Raw genomic sequence first — 18,131 nt, forward strand, 5'->3', positions numbered from 1 at the left:
CCGGCCGCCGCTAGCGCCTGCGGTCGACCACCGCCAGCAGCTTCCCGCTGGTGGCCGTACGGGCCAGGTCCGCTCCGTCCACCGCCTCGACCGTGAAGTCGAGCAGCTGCTCCGCCACCGCCGACCGCACCTCCGGGTACGCCGCCAGGAAGGCCTCGCGCGCCCGGTCCGGGTCCGGGGCGTGGGTGCTCTCCATCCGGAGGGTGAGGCCCTCGCGGGCAGCGCCTGCGGTCAGGACGACCTGGAGCTCACCGCCGTACCCCAGCCGCTCCCCCGCGATGGACACGAAACGGCGGTAGTTGAGGAAGTACGTGGCCACGCGCATCACCTCTCCCAGCCGCCCCAGCAGTTCGAAGCGCGGGGCATGACTGCCGCAGGGGCAGCGCCCGGGCAGGGCGCGTCCGAGGTCACCGATGACGTACCGGTCGAGGTGCTGGCCGCGGCGCGCCCGGGTGGTGAAGACGAGCCGGCCGGTCTCCCCCGGTGCCACCGGGCGGTCCTCGTCGACGTCGACGATCTCCAGGGTGTGCAGGTCGGCGTGCAGGTGGTGGACGCTGCCGGCGCTGTGCGTGCACTGGTAGCCGAGGGGGCCGAGGTCGGTGCTGCCGTAGGTGATGGAGTGGATGACCTCGATGCCGAACGTCTCGGTGAGGGTGCGGCGCTGCTCCTCGGTGAAGTGCTCGCCGCCGTAGTAGATCTTGCGGAGGCCGCCGTAGGAACGCAGGAGGCCGGCTTCCTCGTGCAGGAGCTGCCAGAGGTAGGAGGGCATGCCGAAGAGCGTGTCGACCTCGTACGCGGCGATCATCTCCGCGGTGGCCCGGTGGTCGGAGCCCGCCGCCATCGGCATCTGGACGCCACCGAGGCGCTCCAGGATGGAGAAGAAGCTGATGAACCCGCCGTACATGCCGCCGCAGTAGAAGAGGTTGGCGGTACGGTCGCGGGCCGGGTCGTAGCCGGCGGCGAGCAGGCCGCGGGCTGCGGCGCGCATCTGCGTGTCGTAGTCCTCGTACGTGAACAGCGACAGGGCGGGCTTACCGGTGCTGCCGCCACTGCGGAAGTACAGCTCGGCGTCGCCCCGGTCGACCCCGCCATTGAGGTCCTGGACGGCGGCCTTGTCCAGCAGCGGCCCGGTGGCCGGCGGGAAGACGGCCGGGCGGGCGAGGTCGTCGAGGCAGGCGGTGGTGGCGAACCGCTCGTCGGCCTGGACGGCGACGCGGCGGCTGTAGCGCTGGAGGGCGTAGACACCGTCGTGCGGTTCGCCGGCGTAGCCCGCCGTCATGGCGCCGACGGGGGTGACCCGGGTGGCCCCGGCGGCCAGGACCAGGCCGGAGAGCTCGGCGGTGTCGGTGCGGCTGCCCGCGATGCCCGCCGTCTGGAGGTAGCGGCGCATCGGGCGCAGCGTCCCCATGAGGTCCTTGCGGGGCAGCGGTTTGACCCAGACGCTGCGGTGCAGCGGTGACGCGGTGAGGGCCGGGCGGGTGTCGGCCATGACGCGCCAGGTGCCGTCGGGGGCGGCGAGGACGCGGGTGAGGCCGAGGTGCTCCTCCAGCCGGGCGAGGTGCTCGGTGGTGGTCAGTTCGGCGTACTCGGCCGGGTCGAGGTCCGCCTCGGCGGGGGCCGGCTGCGCGGCCAGGGCCGCGGCGAGGCGCTCGGCGAACGCGTGCAGTGCGTCGGTGTCCACGGTGTCGGTGTCGAGGTAGACGACCTGGGGGCTGGAGCAGGCCTGCTGCTCGAAGCGGCAGACGTCCTCGGCGAGGGCGGTCAGGGTCGCCCCGTCGGCCCAGGCGTCCCGGGTGAGGTAGGCGAAGGAGATCTTGTGGCCCCACTCCACCAGGCGACAGCCGGCCGGGACGTGGGCGGCGACGCCCTCGACGGCGCCCTCGCCGCCCCAGACCGCGACGGCGTCGGCGGGGGCGCACATCAGGCGCAGCCACTCCTGGCGGGAGGAGGGGAAGCGCAGCACGATGATCCGCTCGGCGAGGGCACCGGTCGGGTCCTGCGCGGCGAGTTCGGCGAGGAGGTGCTGGGCGAGGAAGGTGTCGGAGCTGCTGGTCTTGAGGACGTTGACGTTCCCGGCGAGGAGTCCCTCGATCAGGCTGAGCGGGGCGACGGTGGCGGCGTTGCCGGGGGCTATGTGGGCGACGAGACCGACGGGCGCCCAGGCCTCGTAGACCGTCTCCTTGGCGTCGGGGCGGTTCAGCCGCTGCGGGGCGGTGCCGCCGAGTTCGCGGCGCAGCTTGCGGGTGAGGGCACCGCGGCTGAGGAAGTCGGCGAGTTCGCCGAGGAGTTCGCCGGCGTCCGCTTCGCCGGCCGCGCCGTCGGCCCCGTCGCCGCCCGCCGGCAGGTGCGGGGCCAGCCGCTCCCGTACCCGGTGGCCGGGGTCGCGCAGCGCGCGGGAGAGCGCGTCGCAGGCGGCCAGGACGGTCTCGGTGTCCAGCGGCGCGGCGAGCGCGGCCTCGACGACGGCGGGCAAGGTGGCCAGGCGGCGGGCGGCCTCCTCGTCCCCGATGAAGGTGCCCTGCCAGTAGTGGTGGTTGATGGTGTCGGTCATGACATTCCCTTCATCAGTTCGGCGGCGGCCACGGCACAGCTGCGGTTGCGGCTGACGCCGGCGCGGCCGTGGATCGTGAACCATTCGGTGGCCAGCTCGCAGCCGCACTCCTCACCCGGGTGCAGGGAGGCGAGGTCGCCCATGACGACGCTCTGCGCCGGTACGGAGGTGATGTACGGGGACACCAGGTGCAGATAGCCGCGTTCGCCGTACGGGAGGGGTTCGAGGGTGCGGGTGGAGCGGATGAAGACGCGGGACCAGACGGGTGCGTGGAGGTTGTGGTGCGAGCACTCGATGTACGGGATGCAGTGCTCGACTGAGCCGAAGGTGTCGCGGATGCGTTCCGAGGGGATGCCCAACTGCTCGGTGACGCGCGCGTACAGCTCGTGCTTGCCGATCTGCCGGTCGGTGTGGCCCTTCCAGCCGCCGCCGAGGATGATCAGCGAGCCTTCCGGCAGCTCCAGCGGGGGCAGGCCCATGGCCCGCATCCGTTCCAGGGTGAACCAGAGGAAGGCCGGGAAGCCGAGGATGCGGACGGGTACGTCGTCCTCGGCGAAGCGGCGCAGCGCGGCGACGCAGCCGAAGGGGTCGAACTCGTGCCCGTTGCCGGTGTTGCGCAGGGCGTACTCGACCTGCCGGGCCGGCGCGAAGTCGCACAGGTAGTTGTCGGTGAACGAGGTGCCGAGGTTCAGGTCGCGGGCGGGCTCGTAGCTGTAGAGCAGGTAGTTGACCGGCTGGTCGGGAGTGATCCAGCCGTTGTGGTCGAAGATGCGGGCGACCATGCGCTGGGCGGACCGGATGGTCCACTCGTCGAAGAACATCTGCGACTTCTGTCCGGTGGTGCCGGAGGAGGTCAGGTGCAGGTGCACCTGTTCCTCGGGTACGGACAGGACCTCGTGGCGCTTGAAGAAGTTCGCGTGCACCAGGGGCGCCGCGTACGGGGTGTCCGGCCGCTCGCCGTCGTACAGGCTGCGGAAGAACGGGGAGCGGTCGCGGTGCCAGGCGTTGGTCTGCGCCATGGCTGCGGCGAACAGCTCTTCCTCGGCGGGGCCGTAGGTGTACGGCTCGGTCAGGTCGCACAGCTGCTGCACCCGGTCGAGGGCCGCGGCGTCGGGGACGTCGACGGGGGCGAGATGGGGTTTCGAGGGGGTCGTGGCAGGAGTCGCGGAGGGGGTCGTGGAAGGGGTCATGAAGCAGCCTCACGTACGGGCAGATGCGTCGACGCCCAGGCCGACACATAGGAATCGAGGAAGGGCCGGAGCGGCGGGTCGACGACCAGGCCGCGGAAATCGATGTGCTCGGCGGTGCGGGACATCACCACGTAGTCGTGGAACCCGTCCCCGTCGCGGCGCATGGCCGGGTACAGGGCCCCGGCGATGAAGCCCTGGGCGGCGAAGGCGGAGAGCGCGGCGTGGTGTTCCAGGGGTACGAGTGCCTCGACGTAGCCGGCGCCGGCGCGGGTCAGGGTCCGGGTCACCGGCTCCAGCCAGCCCGCGGCGGCTACCGGGTCGGGGTGGGCGGCGACCAGGGCGCAGTAGCCGCCGGTGCGGTTGAGGTAGGCGTACACCTCGAAACCGCCGTCGTCGGGGGTGAGGAGGACGTTGGGGGTGTGCAGCGGGTAGAACCAACGGCCGGTGTCGGGGAAGTGCTCGTGGAAGCGGCGGCGGACGAAGGCCGGCGCCTCGATCATCTCCAGCGGTCGTGCGGCGGTCCCGGCGGGCGCCGGCACCGGCGGGGTGGGCCGGGCGTCCGCGTAGCTGATGCCGAGGCTCGCCTCGGCGGTGCGCAGGAGCGGCAGCAGGGAGGCGGGCACCTCGGCGACGGGCACCCGTCGGTCCAGCACCCCGGGCGAGTGACGCGCGTAGAGTGCGAGGCTCTCGCGGCTGCTGAGGTCCACTGCGTTGGGCAGGATGCCGAGGGGGCGGAAACCGTTGCGGGCCACGACGCGCTGGGGTCCGGCGCTGACCGTACGGACGGTGGCGTACACCGAGTCGAGCGTCCCGGCGTCGAGCGTGCCGGCGCAGACGGCCTCGGTCAGCTGCCCGGCGAGCCCGGATCCGCGCTGGTCGGGGTGGACGGCGAGCCCTTCGAGGCGGCCGATGCGGCTGCCGGGTTCGCTGTGGACCGCGGCCGATCCGGCGAGGGCGCCGGTCCGGGGGCAGCGGGCGACGAGCCAGAGGGTGTGCGGGTCCTGGATGAGCCGGGACATCTCGGCTGGGTCGGTGCCGAGGGCCGTGGGGTAGTGCGGCCCGTAGACGGCGTAGTAGAGCTGGCGGAGATCGGCGATGTCGGCCGCGGTGGCCTGCTCGATCGCGGCGGTCATCGCGCGCCTCCTACGGGGGTCTGCGCCGGCGCGGGCGCGGAAGGGGTCGCGGCGGCGGTTCCGGCCGCCGAGCGCGAGTGGCCGGGCAGCAGGGCCAGGGCGAGGGCGGCGGGTACGAGTCCGGCCGCCTGGACCAGGCACAGCGTCTGCGCGCTGAGGTGGTCGCCGAGGAACCCGAAGAGCAGCGAGGCGACCGGGAAGGTCGAGCCGAGGACGGCCTGCATGACCGCGAAGAACGCGGGTTTGTCGGCGGCCGGGACCAGCCGTTGGAACAGGGCGACGAAGCGGACCCCGATCACCCCGACGCACCAGCCGGTCACGAGCAGGCTCCCTGCGATGACGGGCCGGGCGGCGATCAGGCCGGGGACGGCGAGGGCGGCGGCCATCGTGGCCAGGCAGGCGGTGCCGACGACGGCCGGCCGGCCGGGCACCCGTGCACCGGTGAAGGAACCGACGAGCGTGCCCACGCCGAGCGACGCCTCCAGGAGGGCGACGGTGGCGCCGTCGCCGTGCAGCACCGAGGCGGTGTACAGCGGCATGACGACGAAGACGGCCGTGGTGAACAGGTTGGCCGCGGTGAAGCAGAGCAGGATGCCGCGGACGTACGGCACGGCGCCCAGGATCTGGCGCAGGGTCCGGCGCGGAGCCCGCGATTCCGCCTCGGCCGCCTCGGCGACGGCGTCCGGGACGGGACCGGCAGCGGCAGCGGAGGCCGCAGTGCGGAAGCGTACGGTCGCGATGAGCAGGGCGGCCGTGACGTACGCGGCGGCGCAGCCCGCGGCGAGGCCGGCCACCCCGGCCCCGTCCACGACGAGGGCGCCGAGCAGGGCTCCGCCGAGGCTCGCCAGAGACTGGGTGGACAGCTCGAAGCCCGTCGCGGCCTCGATGTCCCCGTCGTCCACGAGCTCGGGCACGGAGGTGGTCAGGCACGGGTCGAAGAAGGCCTGGCAGGTCGCCAGGGCGAGGGCGGCGGCGTAGGCCGCGGCGACGGGCAGGTCGCTCGCGCAGGCCCAGACGGCGAGCGCGGCGGCGGCCGCCCCCGCGCCTCCGGCCGCCGTGCGCAGCAGCGAGCGGTGGGCGAAGCGGGCGATGGCGCGGGCCACGAGCGGCGCGAGGACGACGGCGGGCAGTGTGCTGACGGCCATGAACAGTCCGGCCGCGGAGCCGCCGGCTCCGGAAGCGGCGTCGCTGATGAGCCACCAGGAGATGCCCACCTGGAACATGCGCACGGCGGCCTGGGTGAAGACCTGGCCCAGCCATACGGTGCCGAAGGCGCGATTGCGCAGGACGAGGGGCAGTCGGCGGCCGGCGGGAACGGTCGGCGCGGTCATGCGGTGGGCCTCTCGTCGATGACGCGGACGAGCTTGCCGGAGCGGGTGTTGACCACCAGGTCGCGGTGGCGGGCCCATTCGACGTGCAGCGGGTGGACGAATCCGGCGGCCACGCTGTCGGGGTAGAGCGGCCGGGCGGTGTTCAGCCCGTTGACGACCTCCTTGGCGAGCACGTCCAGGACGGCCGGGTCCTGGCCGGGGGCGGTGGCCAGGCGCAGGACGAGGCCGTCGCGGCCATCCCAGCGGCGGACGACGAGCTGCATGCCCGTGACACGGCCCTCGGTGTCGGCTTCGGCGACGCAGTCCGTGGCGTCCTGCCAGTACAGCGAGACGGGTCCGACGCGTACGCCTTCCTCGGCTCGGCCCAGGATCCGGAACGCGCCGCCTTCGGTGTCGGTCCACTCCGCGCGGTCGCCGGCGGGGTAGCGGATGACGGGCATGAGGCGGCGGAAGAGCTGGGTGACGACGACCCGTCCGGGGCGGCCCGGCTCTCGGATCGGCTCGCCGGTGCTCTCGTCGAGGATCTCGACGACGGTGTGCGGGGCGAACGGGCGGTGCGTGCGCGGGTCGGTCCCGGCCACCGGCCGGCCGAGCAGGCCGCCGTCGACGCTGGCGTAGCCGAGCGAACGGGGCGTGGCCTGCGGGAAGGCGGCCGCGAGGAGGCGGCGCTGATCGGCGAAGAGGGCTTCGCCACCGAAGAACAGGAACTCGACGCCGGGCAGTTGGCGGCCGGTGGAGGTCAGGTGCTCGGCGAGGCGGCACAGGGTGGTCGGTGTGCCGGCGACGACCTGGGCGGCGAAGTCCTCCAGTGTGGCAGCCGTCGAGTCCAGCGGGGCGCCGCCGCCTATGGGCAGCCGGACGTTGGCGACCGGGGCGTGGGCGAGCGAATCCAGGATGAACAGGAAGCTGGCGTAGAGCTCACCGGCGTAGAAGAGGTCGGCGACCCGGTGGCCGGGGCGCAGGCCGGCGTCGACCATCCCGGAGCCGAAGGCCGTGACGAACTCCCGCCATTCCTCGCGGGTGTAGCAGGAGAAGCGCGGGGTGCCCGTGGTGCCGCCCGTTTTGAACACGACGGCTTCCCCGAGGGGCGCGGTCAGGACGCCGTTGTCGTGCAGGGTGTTGGCGGCCCAGAACTTGTCCTGGTCCACGACGGGGACGTCGGTGATCCGGCTCACGTGCGGCGGCAGGTCCGCATAGAGGTCGGCATAGAAAGGGGAACGGTCGCGGGCGAAACGCACGAGGTCTGAAAACTGCTGGACGGGCATGCTGCCTTTACCTCGAAAGATGAGAGTGGAAAGAGACAGGACGCAGGCGACGCGTCGGGGAGTGGTGGAACTCACACCACTCTCATCCGTTGATCAGTCAACAATGCATACGTTGCGCACAGTTGGCGAGCGTGGCCTCAACCTGATGTCTGTTCACATGATGAGACAAAAGGAACGCACCGCCAAATCGATCGAGGCCGCCCCCGGCCAACGACCACAGACTTTCGGCCCGCGGGGCCGAAACCGCGCCGACGATTGCGGAGCTCCGTCACGACAATGCCCGGAAACCCGCGGGGTTCCTTTCCCGGGAAATCAGCCGCATTGCAGATGACGCCTTCGGCCATATCGATCGGCACGAAAATCCGGCCGAACTCCCGCCGCGGGAGCGGACATTGACCACTCCGGCCGAGAACGCAACCAAGCGCGGCGTGTCGGCCAGTCGTCCGGATTCGGGGTCGTTCGACCGCCCTTCCCCGCGCCCGGGACAGAGCTGCTCGACCGCGGCGGCGGGACGCGCCCCCCGTGGAGGCCTGCCCGCCGACGCCACAGCGCTTCCCGGCCCCCACCTCGGGGAATCCGCTCGCCTCCGGTCACCCGCTCACCCGGGCAGCCGCCCGTGCGTGTCCCCGCAGCCCAGGAAATCGTTTGCCCGGGCATGACGACGACGCGCTCCACGCTCACCACCACGGCGCGGCACCGGGCTGCGGATGACGGCGACCGCCTCCTCTACGTCCCCCGGCAGGCGACCCACGCGGCCGCGGCCGCCCCGCTGTTCGAGCAGCTCGCCCGGGAGTGGGCGGCCCGCGGGGCCACCGTGCCGGGGCGGCCGGACCCCGCCTGGCGGCGGCTGATCTCCTGGGAACACTTCGAACGCGAGACCGCTGCCACGGTCCGCGACCTGCACCTGCGCGGCCCGGAACCCGCGCCCGAACCCCTCTCCCCGGTGAACCCGCCCCGGTGGAGGCGGGTATGAGGCCGTGACCGGCGGCCGGACGGTCACCGTCCGGCAAGGGCCCGGCCGACGACCAGCCGGATCGCGCTGATCGTCAGGTCCGGGTCGTGCAGCTGCACGTAGTGGTCGCTTCCGGTGGCCAGGAGGTGCGGGGTCTGGTTCCCCAGCTCGACCAGGGCCTGCTGGACTTCGGGCCAGGCGCGCTCAAGCGGCGCGAGGACGGCCTCGGGGCTCCCCGCCGGGACCGCGAAGGGCTCCGTCTTGCTGAGCACCGCCATCGGGACCTTCGGCAGGGGCCTCGCCGCCTTCACCGCGGCGGCCGCGCCGTCGACGTCGACCTTCTCGAATGCCGGATCCGCGTCGAAGGGCGTACCGGGTTCGTTGAGCAACTTCAGGTACGCGGGCCACTGCGCGCCGAAGAACGGCTCCGCGTTCGTGCCGAACGCGTCGACGAAGACGAGGCCTGCGGTGTCGGCCGGGTGTTGCTGGGCGTACAGCCGGGTGATCATTGCGCCGAAGGAGTGGCCGACGAGCAGGTACGGGCCGGGCACGTGCGCCGCCGTCAGCAGCTCGTCGAGGTCCGAGGCCATGGCGGTGAGGGAGCGCGTGCCGGTGACGGGCGTGCTGCGGGTGGTGAGAGCCGGCGGGTTCGTGTAGCGGATGGTTCCGGGCCTGTCGTACGTGCACACCCGGGCGAAGGCCGCGACGCCCGGGAACACCGCCGGTGACTTCGGGACGGGCGGCCGGGTGTCGGTGAAGGTCCAGGTGTCGGACGAATCGTGCAGCCCCGGTTCCAGGACGACCGTGGGGCTGCCGCTCCCCTTGCAGCTCAGCCAGAGCTTTCGGCCGCCGCCGATGTCGATCTGGCCGGAGAAGTCCCGCGGCGGCCGGCCACCCGGCCCGGAGGCGGAGGCAGACGCGGAGGCGGACGCGGCCTGGGCGCCGCGGAGGGCCGTCGTGCTCGCGCACCCGGGGACCGCGGCCAGCGCGGTCGCGACCAGGGCGGCGATCAGGAGGGCAGTCCGCTGTCGCATCCGCTCTCTCCGTTGCTCGTGGGGCTCGCGGGGCTCGCGCGTGCCCGGCCGTGTCCGGCCGATCATCCGGTACGAGCGGCCCGATCCGCGGGACCGCCGCACGGCGCCGGCGCGACCGGAGGACGCCCCCACGACGCCGGACGGGGACCGGTGTGCGGTGGGTGGCCCCCCGCTACCGGTCCCCGGTCCCGATCTCGATCCACGTCCCGGTCAGGCCTTCTTCGTACCGCCCGTGCCCAGGCCCACGCCCACCAGCACCGCTGCCGCGACCACGATCGCCGCATCGATCGCCAGGACCGTGCGGACCCCGCCGAGGAGCGATGCCTGAGTGGTGGCGAGCACTCCGAGCAGCGGGATCCCGATGGTCAGGCCGACCTGCTGCGTCGTGGTGACCAGGCCGGTGGCCAGCCCCTGCTCCGCGTCGGGCACCCCGCTCGTGACGGTCAGCCCGTACGAGATGATCGCGCCGAGGTGGCACATGCTGGCCACCGAGACGGCGAGGGTCGCCACCAGCGCGCCGGACTCGGGCCCCACGGCCAGCAGCGCCGCGGTGAAGACGCCCTGGCCCAGCAGCGAGCCGATCAGCGTGCGCCGTGCCCCGAAGCGGCCGATGACCTTCGGCGCGTACGACCCGGCGAAGGCGGAGGCGATGCCCTGGACGCCGAAGACCAGACCCGTCCGGAAGGAGGACAGCTCCAGCGTCTCCTGGAGGTACAGGGTCAGGACGAAGACGACCGTCGACATCATCGAGAAGGTGATCAGACCGCCGACGTTGCCCCAGGCGATCGTGCGGCGCTTCAGCATCGGCAGCGAGACCAGCGGGGCCGGGGTCCTCGACTCCACGAAGACGAAGGCGACGAGCAGGAGCAGTCCGGCGAGGAGCGTGCCCCGGACGTCCACGCCACCGAAACCGCGCTGGGCCGCCGTGGAGAGGGAGTAGATCAGCGCGAGCAAGCCACCGGTGACGGTGATGGCGCCCGGTACGTCCAGGCGCGGCCGGTCGGTGGTCCGCGACTCGGGCAGCAGACCGGGGGCGAGGGCGAGCACGATCACGGCGGTCACCGAGAGCAGCCCCATCGTGGAGCGCCAGCCGAGGGTGTCGGTCATGACTCCGCCGAGGACCATGCCGATGGTGAAGCCGAGGGAGAGCAGGGTGCCGGAGATGCCGACCGCCTTGTCGCGCAGCGGACCCTCGGGGAACGTGGTGGTCAGCAGGGACATGCCGGTCGGCACGATGACCGCCGCGCCGAGACCCTGCAGGGCCCGCCCCGCCAGGAACGACGCCGGGTCCCAGGCCAGGGTGGCCAGCAGCGAGGCGGCTCCGAAGAGGCCGAGGCCGACCAGGAACGTCTTCTTGCGTCCGTACAGATCGGCGATGCGGCCGAAGAGGAGGAGGAAGCCCCCGGAGGGGAGGGCGAAGGCGGTGACCGCCCATTGGAGGGCCGACCGGCTCAGGCCCAGGTCCTTGCCGAGCACCGGCAGGGCCACGTTCAGCACGGAGAAGTCGAGCGCCACCATGAACTGGGCGGCGCAGAGCACGAAGAGGACCAACTTGGCCCGGCCGGTGAGCCCGTCGGTCCCGGGGAGCGCGCTCCGGGATCCACCGTCCGGTGCCGGTGCCGGTGCCGGTGCCATCGTCGAGGTGGTGGTCGTCGTATGGGTGTCTATTGCCATGGCCACCACCCTGGTGGCCGGGGAATGCCCGTGGAGAGTGGGAACTTATCCTGTTGGTGGCACCACCAGGCAGCCGACAGGGGGAGTTCGTGGCTACACCGATCGACAAGCACCGGCGTTCGGAACTGCGCGAGTTCCTGATGAGCAGGCGGGCGCGGGTCACGCCCACCGAGGCCGGTCTGCCCGACGGCGGAGCCCGCCGGCGCACCCCGGGCCTGCGCCGGGAGGAGGTCGCCGTGCTCTCGGGCGTCGGGGTGTCGTGGTACCAGTGGCTGGAACAGGGCCGGGACATCACGGTGTCCCCGCAGGTCCTCGACTCGGTGGGCCGGGTCCTCAAGCTGTCCAGCGCCGAGCGGCGTCACCTGTACGTCCTGGCCGGACTCAATCCGCCCGCCCTCGAAGTGGCGCCCGCCGACCGGGATATGTGCCAGGGTCTGAAGCGGCTGATCGACGCCTGGATGCCGTTCCCCGCGCACATCATGGACGTGTACTGGAACACGGTGCTGTACAACGACGCGGCCGCCCTGGTCCTCGGCATGCGCCCGGAGATCGTGCAGAACTGTCTGATCGCGTTCTTCACCGACCCCATCTACCGGGCCCGTTCCAAGCACTGGGAGCAGATCGCCTGCAGCGTCGTCGCCCAGTACCGGGCGGCGTACTCGGAGTGGCCCGACGACGAGGGGTTCAGGGCCGTCATCGAGGAGGCGCGGGAGGTCAGCCCGGAGTTCGCCGTGCTGTGGGACCAGCGGGACATCCGGCCCGGCGGCCAGATGGAGAAGGAGCTGGAGCACCCGGTGGTGGGCACTTTGTTCGTCGAGTCGACCCAGCTGCGCGTGCCGGCCCGGCCCGACCTGTCGATCGTGCTGCACACTCCGGTGCCGTCCACCGACACGGCGGAGCGGCTGGAGTGGCTGACGTCCCCGGAAGGGCGGCGCGGGACCATGTACCCGATCGCCGGTTGACCCGTCTCCTGCGCGGACACGAGGAAACCTCCTCAGAGGATCACACGAGAGCATTTCGGGCATATCGCAATGAAATAGCACCGCAACGGTCCCGCTTGAGCGGCCAAAGTGGCGTGGGGTTAGCATGTGAGCGCCGCCTAGCTCGAAAGATAAACCTGTGACTGTCAATGACGACTCGTTCACCAACTGGAAGAACCGCGAGGAGATCGCGGAGTCGATGATCCCGATCATCGGGAAGCTGCACCGGGAACAGGACGTCACGATCCTGCTCCACAGCCGCTCCTTGGTGAACAAGTCGGTGGTCAGCATCCTGAAGACCCACCGATTCGCCCGGCAGATAGCCGGCGGGGAACTCTCCGTCACCGAGACGCTGCCGTTCCTGCAGGCCCTGACCACGCTGGACCTGGGGCCGTCCCAGATCGACATCGGCATGCTGGCCACCACCTACAAGGCCGACGACCGCGGCCTGTCGGTGGAGGACTTCACCGCCCAGGCCGTCGCCGGCGCCACGGGTGCCAACAAGATCGAGCGCGGCGCCGGCCGCGACGTCGTGCTGTACGGCTTCGGCCGCATCGGCCGCCTCGTCGCCCGCCTGCTGATCGAGAAGGCCGGCTCCGGCAACGGGCTGCGCCTGCGCGCCATCGTCGTCCGCGGCGGAGGTGAGGCGGACCTCGTCAAGCGCGCCTCGCTGCTGCGCCGCGACTCGATCCACGGCCAGTTCAACGGCACGATCACCGTTGACGAGGCGAACAGCACGATCGTCGCCAACGGCAACTCGATCAAGGTGATCTACGCCAACGACCCGTCCGAGGTCGATTACACGGCGCACGGCATCAAGGACGCCATCCTCATCGACAACACCGGCAAGTGGCGCGACCGCGAGGGCCTCTCCAAGCACCTGCGCCCCGGTATCGACAAGGTCGTCCTGACCGCCCCGGGCAAGGGCGACGTCCCGAACATCGTCCACGGCGTCAACCACGACACGATCAAGCCGGACGAGCAGATCCTGTCCTGCGCGTCCTGCACGACCAACGCGATCGTCCCGCCGCTGAAGGCCATGGACGACGAGTTCGGCGTCCTGCGCGGTCACGTCGAGACCGTCCACTCGTTCACGAACGACCAGAACCTGCTGGACAACTACCACAAGGCCGACCGCCGAGGCCGCTCCGCGCCGCTCAACATGGTCATCACCGAGACCGGTGCCGCCTCCGCCGTCGCCAAGGCGCTGCCGGACCTCAAGGCCCCGATCACCGGCAGCTCGATCCGCGTCCCCGTCCCGGACGTCTCGATCGCCATCCTGAGCCTGCGGCTGGGCCGCGAGGCCACTCGCGACGAGGTCCTCGACTACCTCCGCGACGTCTCGCTGAACTCGCCGCTCAAGCGCCAGATCGACTTCACCACGGCTCCCGACGCCGTCTCCATGGACTTCGTCGGCTCGCGCCACGCCTCGATCGTCGACGCCGGTGCCACCAAGGTCGACGGCGACAACGCGATCCTCTACCTCTGGTACGACAACGAGTTCGGCTACTCGTGCCAGGTCATCCGGGTCGTCCAGCACGTCTCCGGCGTCGAGTACCCGACGTACCCGTCCCCGGCGGTCTGATCCCGTCGTAGGCGCGTCGCCCTCACGGCCCGTTCCGCCGCCCCTTCCGGGCGGCGGGGCGGGCCGCGCGCTTTCCCGTTGCAGGCCGTCGGCAAAACTCGGATGTGTACCGCACTGATGTGCTGTTAGGTTCCTCGTGTGCCGAAGTTGAATCAGATCATCGCAGTGGAGAAGGGCGTCAAGTCCAAGTCTCTCCAGGAACTGACCCAAGCCCATCAGGACGTCCAGAAGCCCGCGTTGCTCGCCGGCATCTCGCGGACGTACCAGCCCAAGGACGAGGAGGGCGAGCAGCTGCCGCCCGAGTCCACGCGGGTGCAGGTCAAGGCGGAGGACGTGCTGCGCGCGACGGCGGGTACGCTGACGCGGCTGTTCGACGTGACGGCGACGAAGGACTGGGCGAACCGCACGGCGGCCGCGGACGTCGTCGTCGACGGAACCGTCCTGCTGCCCCGGGTACCGGTCCCGTACCTGCTGTTCCTGGAGAAGCAGCTCACCGACCTCCACACGTTCGTCCGCAAGCTCCCGGTCCTCGACGCGTCGGAGGCGTGGAACCTCGACCCCTCGACCGACTCGTGGAAGACCGACCCGGTCCGCACGATCCGCACCAAGAAGGTGCCGCGCAACCACGTGAAGGCCGAGGCCACGGAGAAGCACCCGGCCCAGGTCGAGGTGTACTACGAGGACGTGCCCGTCGGCTACTGGACGACGGTGAAGTTCTCCGGCGCCCTGCCGGCCCGCCGGGTCAACGAGCTCCTCGACCGGGTCGAGAAGCTCCAGCAGGCCGTCAAGTACGCCCGCGAGGAGGCCAACGGCGCCGAGGTCGACGACCAGCGCGTCGGTGACGCGGTGTTCGGCTACCTGTTCCGGTAGCCTCAAGATCGCCCCCTTGTGCGAGCGGGGGGGGTGCGCGCACAGCGCGCAAAAGCTGAAACTGATGTTGAAGCTGACCAAGGGGTGTCAATTGGGGGTTCGAATCCCTCCCCCGGCCCACGTGCCGGGGTGGCCCAAGCCGGCAGAGGCGGCCCCGTAAAACTCAGATTCTCGCTCCAGTCTCAGCATTCGCCGCCGAACGCCGGATCGACCGAGCGCGGACGATCATCGATGGATGGGGGTTCAAGTCCCCCCTGCGCCTCTCTCGTGGCGCGGTAGTTCAAAGGCAGAACACGTCGGTCTCAGAATGATCCGCGACTCTTAAACGCCGCCGGTGTGCGCAATTGGGTGGCAAACTGGAGCCCGGGAGCTGGATATGCTCCCGGGCTCCGTCACGTCCGCGGCTCCTCATGTTCGCGGCTCCTCACGTCCGCCGCTCCTCCTGGGCGAAGCGCAGCAGGAGCAGGGCGATGTCGTCCGTGCGGGGGGCGCCTGCGCGGGCCTGGTCGATGAGGTCGTCCGCCAGCGCCCTCACCGGGTGGCCGTCGGGGGTTGCGGTGATGCGGGCGGCGACGGCGGCGATGCCCTCCTCCAGGTCGTCACCGGGGACCTCGACCAGCCCGTCGGTGTAGAGCGTCAGCAGGGTGCCCGGCTCGAACGGGATCTCGACGGCCGTGTACGAGGCGTCCCGGTCGATGCCGAGGAGCAGGCCGGGCGGCAGGTGGAGCATCTCGGCCGGGCCGCCGGCGTGGCGCAGCAGCGGCGGCGGGTGGCCGGCCGTGGCCAGGTGGGCGGTGCGGGCCGCGAGGTCGATGTGGGCGTACACGCAGCTCGTGAACAGTCCGGGTTCGAGGTCGGTCAGGAGCCGGTTGGTGCGGGCGAGGACCTCCGCCGGGGGCTCGCCGGCGGTGGCGTGTACGGCCGTGCGGACCTGGCCCATGAGGGCGGCGGCGTTCACGTTGTGGCCCTGGACGTCGCCGATGGCGGCCGCGACGGTGGTGTCGTCGATCCGGATCAGGTCGTAGAAGTCGCCGCCGATGTCGAGCCCGTGCGCCGCCGGGAGGTAGCTGGCGGCCACTTCGAGGTGCGGGACACTGGGCAGGACGCGCGGCAGCAGGCCGGTCTGCAGGCTGTGGGCGAGCTGGTGGGTGGAGTCGTAGAGGCGGGCACGGTCCAGGGCCTGGGCGATGAGTCCGGCGAGGGAGGTCAGGATCGCCCGTTCCCCGGGGGCGAAGGCGTGGGGGCGGGCGTAGGCCAGGATGAGGGTGCCGATGGGCCGGCTGGACGCGATGAGGGGCAGGAACGCCCACGCGGCCATGCCGTCCCCGATCACGACGGCCGGGAAGGCGGTTGCGAGCTCGCCCGCGGACGCGAAGAACAGCGGCTCGCCCGTGCGCAGGCCGTGGGTGCTGGCCGTGTGGATGCCGAGGGGGATGCCGTCGTAGCGGGCCATGAGCTCGGCCGTGTAGCCGCGGTAGCCGACGATGCGCAGGCGCTGCTCCTCGGCCACCAGGAGGGCCAGGGCCTGGGCTCCGATCGCGGGGACGAGCAGGTCGGCGGCCTGATCGACGACGTCCCGGGCGTGGACGGCCTCCGTGAGGGCTGCGGCCAGGTGCATGAGCTGGTAGAGGGCGGTGGCCCGGCTGGGCGAGGGCTCCAGGGGGACGCCCGTCGGGGTGGCGGGCGCCGGGACGGGCTCGTCGGCGGCGACGGAGCTGATGCGGACGCTGATCCCGGTGTCGTCCGGGTAGAGGTCGAAGCGCAGGTACCGGCCGATCGGCGGCGCGGCGGTGAAGCTGCGGGGCTGCCTGCTGATCGCGGCGGCCCGGTAGTGGTCCTCGATGACGGGGGTGTCCATCCAGGGGAGGGCTTCCCAGGGCAGGGCTCCGCGGAGCCGGGAGACGGGTGCGCCCAGTAGCTCGGCCGCCTCGGGGGTGATGAAGGTGATCGTGCCGTTCAGATCGAGTGCGCAGTTGCCTCCGGGCAGCCGGCGGATGAAGGCCATGGCGGCGGCCGCCTCGACCGGTCCGGGCGTGGGAGGGGGAGGCGGCCGCAGCATGGCCGGGTCCGCCGGCGGACGGACGGGGTGGCCGGCCTCGGCGGCCCGGCGCAGGAAGTTCGCGAGACGGCCGCACGCGGAGTCCACGGCGGCGCGCTCCCGATCGTTCAGGTGGGGCCCGTGGGAGCCGGGCCACAGGAGGACGAGACCGGCCCCGGTGGGGCCCGCCGGCTCGGGGGCCGGGTCGGGGACGAGCGGGGCGGCGGCGAGGGCGAAGTCGTACGGCAGGACGAGGCCGAGGCGCGGGTAGCGCCGGGCCGTTTCCTCCTGGCCGCCCAGCCAGACGAACCGCCGGTCGCGGACGGCGTCGGCCACCGGGATGACGTCGTCCAGAACGACGCGGGACCAGGGCAGCGCGAACTCGCGGGACAGGCCGACGGTCATCGCCAGGTGCAGGACGCGCCGGGCGGCGTCGGGCAGGTAGAGCATGCCGATGGACGCCCCCGCGGCCCCACAGGCCGTGACCAGGGCCTCGCCGAGCGCCCGCTGGTCGGCCTCCGCTGCGGGCCCGGCCCCTTCGGCGGTACCTGCCGCCTCGGGGTGCTCGGCCGGCCCGGGCTGCTCGGCCCCCTGGTCCCGCCCTGGAAGGTTTCGCACCCGTCCATGGTCCCCCCACACCCCGCCCGCGCGTCGGCATCCGCCCGCTCCGGCGAGCCCGTGCCGGGCGAAGTCCGACGGGCGGCTACCGAGCGTTACGCATAGGGGTCGAAGGGGATCGGGGGCTTCGAGGCGTTCAGGGCGTCGTTGAAGCGACTGTCGGTGATCTTGATCGTGGCGGAGCCGAAGTCGGCGTTCATCAGCTTGTCGCGCAGGCTCGCCGGGTAACCGTTCCAGCCGACGAGGCGCGGGTAGAACCAGTTGCCGGTGTGGTTCTCGGCGGGTTCGTCGTTGCCGTTGGCGAGGCGGTAGAAGTGCGTCGAGGCGCCGTCCTTGTGGTAGACGACCTTGGCGTGCGTCCCGTCGAAGCGGACCTGTGAGCGGGGGTACCACTTCCAGCCGCTGTGCTGCGAAGTCGACACGTACTGGACCTCGTTGTCCTTGATCCAGACCACCACGTGCTCGAAGTCGTGGCGGTGCCCGATGGCCAGGGGGCCGAGCGTGGCCTGGTCCTTCTCGAAGTAGCCGGCGTACATGACCGCGCACCAGCCGTTGTTGCACTTCTCGCGGGAGTACGTGTTGGAGTTCTGCAGTTGCGCGTAGTCCCGGCAGTGGCCGTTCACCGCTCCGCCGGGCTTGAGCCCGGGGTTGAGGGTTCCGCTGCTGCTGATCGCGGCGGTGGCGTAGCAGCCGTCCCCGTCGTAGTCGAAGGCGGGCGAGAAGGTCTGTTCGAGGCCGTCCGCGTTCTGCGGCAGGGCCGGTATCACGTCGGCGACGGCGACGGCCGGAAGGACCATCACGAGCGCCGCCGCACCGAGGCCCGCGGTGGTGAGGGTCCGGCGTACCCCCGCCCACGGCCGGGGCAGGGGCCGGAGCCGGGGCCGGGAAGCCCCGGCCGCGGTGGCTTCGT

General features: G+C 71.8%; 13 protein-coding genes. 4 read left to right on the top strand and 9 right to left on the bottom strand.

Annotation, left to right across the window (positions count from 1 at the left end):
- Nucleotides 1-10: 10 nt before the first annotated feature.
- From OG974_RS06795 to OG974_RS06815, 5 genes are read right to left on the bottom strand one after another with little or no spacing between them, the layout of a single operon-like run.
- Nucleotides 11-2,551, bottom strand: a complete 2,541-nt coding sequence (locus OG974_RS06795; RefSeq protein WP_371645785.1) for an acyl-CoA reductase — start codon at nucleotides 2,549-2,551, stop codon at nucleotides 11-13.
- Nucleotides 2,548-3,741 (bottom strand): acyl-protein synthase, encoded by a 1,194-nt coding sequence (locus tag OG974_RS06800; RefSeq protein WP_327281731.1) that lies wholly within the window; start codon nucleotides 3,739-3,741, stop codon nucleotides 2,548-2,550. The genes OG974_RS06795 and OG974_RS06800 overlap by 4 nt, the downstream gene beginning before the upstream one ends.
- Nucleotides 3,738-4,874 carry a GNAT family N-acetyltransferase gene (locus OG974_RS06805; protein ID WP_327281732.1) on the bottom strand — a complete coding sequence of 379 codons (1,137 nt, stop codon included), beginning with the start codon at nucleotides 4,872-4,874 and terminating at the stop codon, nucleotides 3,738-3,740. The genes OG974_RS06800 and OG974_RS06805 overlap by 4 nt, the downstream gene beginning before the upstream one ends.
- Nucleotides 4,871-6,205: an MFS transporter gene (locus tag OG974_RS06810; RefSeq protein ID WP_371645788.1), complete on the bottom strand. Its 1,335-nt coding sequence runs from the start codon at nucleotides 6,203-6,205 to the stop codon at nucleotides 4,871-4,873. Before OG974_RS06810 ends, OG974_RS06805 begins: the two co-directional genes overlap by 4 nt.
- Nucleotides 6,202-7,470, bottom strand: coding sequence for a phenylacetate--CoA ligase family protein (locus tag OG974_RS06815; protein WP_371645790.1), 1,269 nt, complete (start codon nucleotides 7,468-7,470; stop codon nucleotides 6,202-6,204). The genes OG974_RS06810 and OG974_RS06815 overlap by 4 nt, the downstream gene beginning before the upstream one ends.
- Nucleotides 7,471-8,125: 655 nt before the next feature.
- Here OG974_RS06815 and OG974_RS06820 point away from each other — a divergent pair.
- Nucleotides 8,126-8,443, top strand: coding sequence for a hypothetical protein (locus OG974_RS06820; protein ID WP_327281735.1), 318 nt, complete (start codon nucleotides 8,126-8,128; stop codon nucleotides 8,441-8,443).
- A gap of 23 nt (nucleotides 8,444-8,466) precedes the next feature.
- On the opposite strand, the gene OG974_RS06825 is transcribed toward OG974_RS06820, so the two are convergent.
- Both OG974_RS06825 and OG974_RS06830 read right to left on the bottom strand, forming a co-directional pair.
- Entirely contained in the window at nucleotides 8,467-9,456 is a 990-nt protein-coding gene (locus OG974_RS06825) for an alpha/beta fold hydrolase (protein WP_371645792.1), read from the bottom strand.
- Nucleotides 9,457-9,666: 210 nt separating this feature from the next.
- Nucleotides 9,667-11,130, bottom strand: a complete 1,464-nt coding sequence (locus OG974_RS06830; RefSeq protein ID WP_371645794.1) for an MFS transporter — start codon at nucleotides 11,128-11,130, stop codon at nucleotides 9,667-9,669.
- Between the two features lie 140 nt (nucleotides 11,131-11,270).
- Here OG974_RS06830 and OG974_RS06835 point away from each other — a divergent pair, with 140 nt between their 5' ends.
- From OG974_RS06835 to OG974_RS06845, 3 genes are all read left to right on the top strand, one after another.
- Nucleotides 11,271-12,092 carry a helix-turn-helix transcriptional regulator gene (locus OG974_RS06835; RefSeq protein ID WP_327285984.1) on the top strand — a complete coding sequence of 274 codons (822 nt, stop codon included), beginning with the start codon at nucleotides 11,271-11,273 and terminating at the stop codon, nucleotides 12,090-12,092.
- 157 nt (nucleotides 12,093-12,249) lie between these two features.
- On the top strand, nucleotides 12,250-13,695 hold the full coding sequence (locus OG974_RS06840; RefSeq protein ID WP_327281738.1) for a glyceraldehyde-3-phosphate dehydrogenase: 1,446 nt from the start codon (nucleotides 12,250-12,252) through the stop codon (nucleotides 13,693-13,695).
- A 138-nt stretch (nucleotides 13,696-13,833) separates the two neighbouring features.
- A complete protein-coding gene (locus OG974_RS06845) occupies nucleotides 13,834-14,565 on the top strand; it encodes a hypothetical protein (RefSeq protein ID WP_327281739.1) in 732 nt (243 codons plus the stop codon).
- Between the two features lie 424 nt (nucleotides 14,566-14,989).
- Here OG974_RS06845 and OG974_RS06850 read toward each other — a convergent pair whose 3' ends face one another.
- Together OG974_RS06850 and OG974_RS06855 are read right to left on the bottom strand one after the other, a co-directional pair.
- Entirely contained in the window at nucleotides 14,990-17,221 is a 2,232-nt protein-coding gene (locus OG974_RS06850) for a SpoIIE family protein phosphatase (RefSeq protein ID WP_371645797.1), read from the bottom strand.
- A 95-nt stretch (nucleotides 17,222-17,316) separates the two neighbouring features.
- Nucleotides 17,317-18,018 carry an NPP1 family protein gene (locus tag OG974_RS06855; protein WP_371646752.1) on the bottom strand — a complete coding sequence of 234 codons (702 nt, stop codon included), beginning with the start codon at nucleotides 18,016-18,018 and terminating at the stop codon, nucleotides 17,317-17,319.
- Between the last annotated feature and the right edge of the window lie 113 nt (nucleotides 18,019-18,131).

Source organism: Streptomyces sp. NBC_00597, from assembly GCF_041431095.1.
GTDB lineage: Bacteria > Actinomycetota > Actinomycetes > Streptomycetales > Streptomycetaceae > Streptomyces.

Coding starts and splice junctions, on each gene's coding strand:
- OG974_RS06820 (WP_327281735.1), top strand. CDS start 8,126: ATGACGACGACGCGCTCCACGCTCACCACCACGGCGCGGCACCGGGCT.
- OG974_RS06800 (WP_327281731.1), bottom strand. CDS start 3,741: ATGACCCCTTCCACGACCCCCTCCGCGACTCCTGCCACGACCCCCTCG.
- OG974_RS06835 (WP_327285984.1), top strand. CDS start 11,271: ATGAGCAGGCGGGCGCGGGTCACGCCCACCGAGGCCGGTCTGCCCGAC.
- OG974_RS06805 (WP_327281732.1), bottom strand. CDS start 4,874: ATGACCGCCGCGATCGAGCAGGCCACCGCGGCCGACATCGCCGATCTC.
- OG974_RS06795 (WP_371645785.1), bottom strand. CDS start 2,551: ATGACCGACACCATCAACCACCACTACTGGCAGGGCACCTTCATCGGG.
- OG974_RS06855 (WP_371646752.1), bottom strand. CDS start 18,018: ATGGTCCTTCCGGCCGTCGCCGTCGCCGACGTGATACCGGCCCTGCCG.
- OG974_RS06810 (WP_371645788.1), bottom strand. CDS start 6,205: ATGACCGCGCCGACCGTTCCCGCCGGCCGCCGACTGCCCCTCGTCCTG.
- OG974_RS06830 (WP_371645794.1), bottom strand. CDS start 11,130: ATGGCAATAGACACCCATACGACGACCACCACCTCGACGATGGCACCG.
- OG974_RS06825 (WP_371645792.1), bottom strand. CDS start 9,456: ATGCGACAGCGGACTGCCCTCCTGATCGCCGCCCTGGTCGCGACCGCG.
- OG974_RS06815 (WP_371645790.1), bottom strand. CDS start 7,470: ATGCCCGTCCAGCAGTTTTCAGACCTCGTGCGTTTCGCCCGCGACCGT.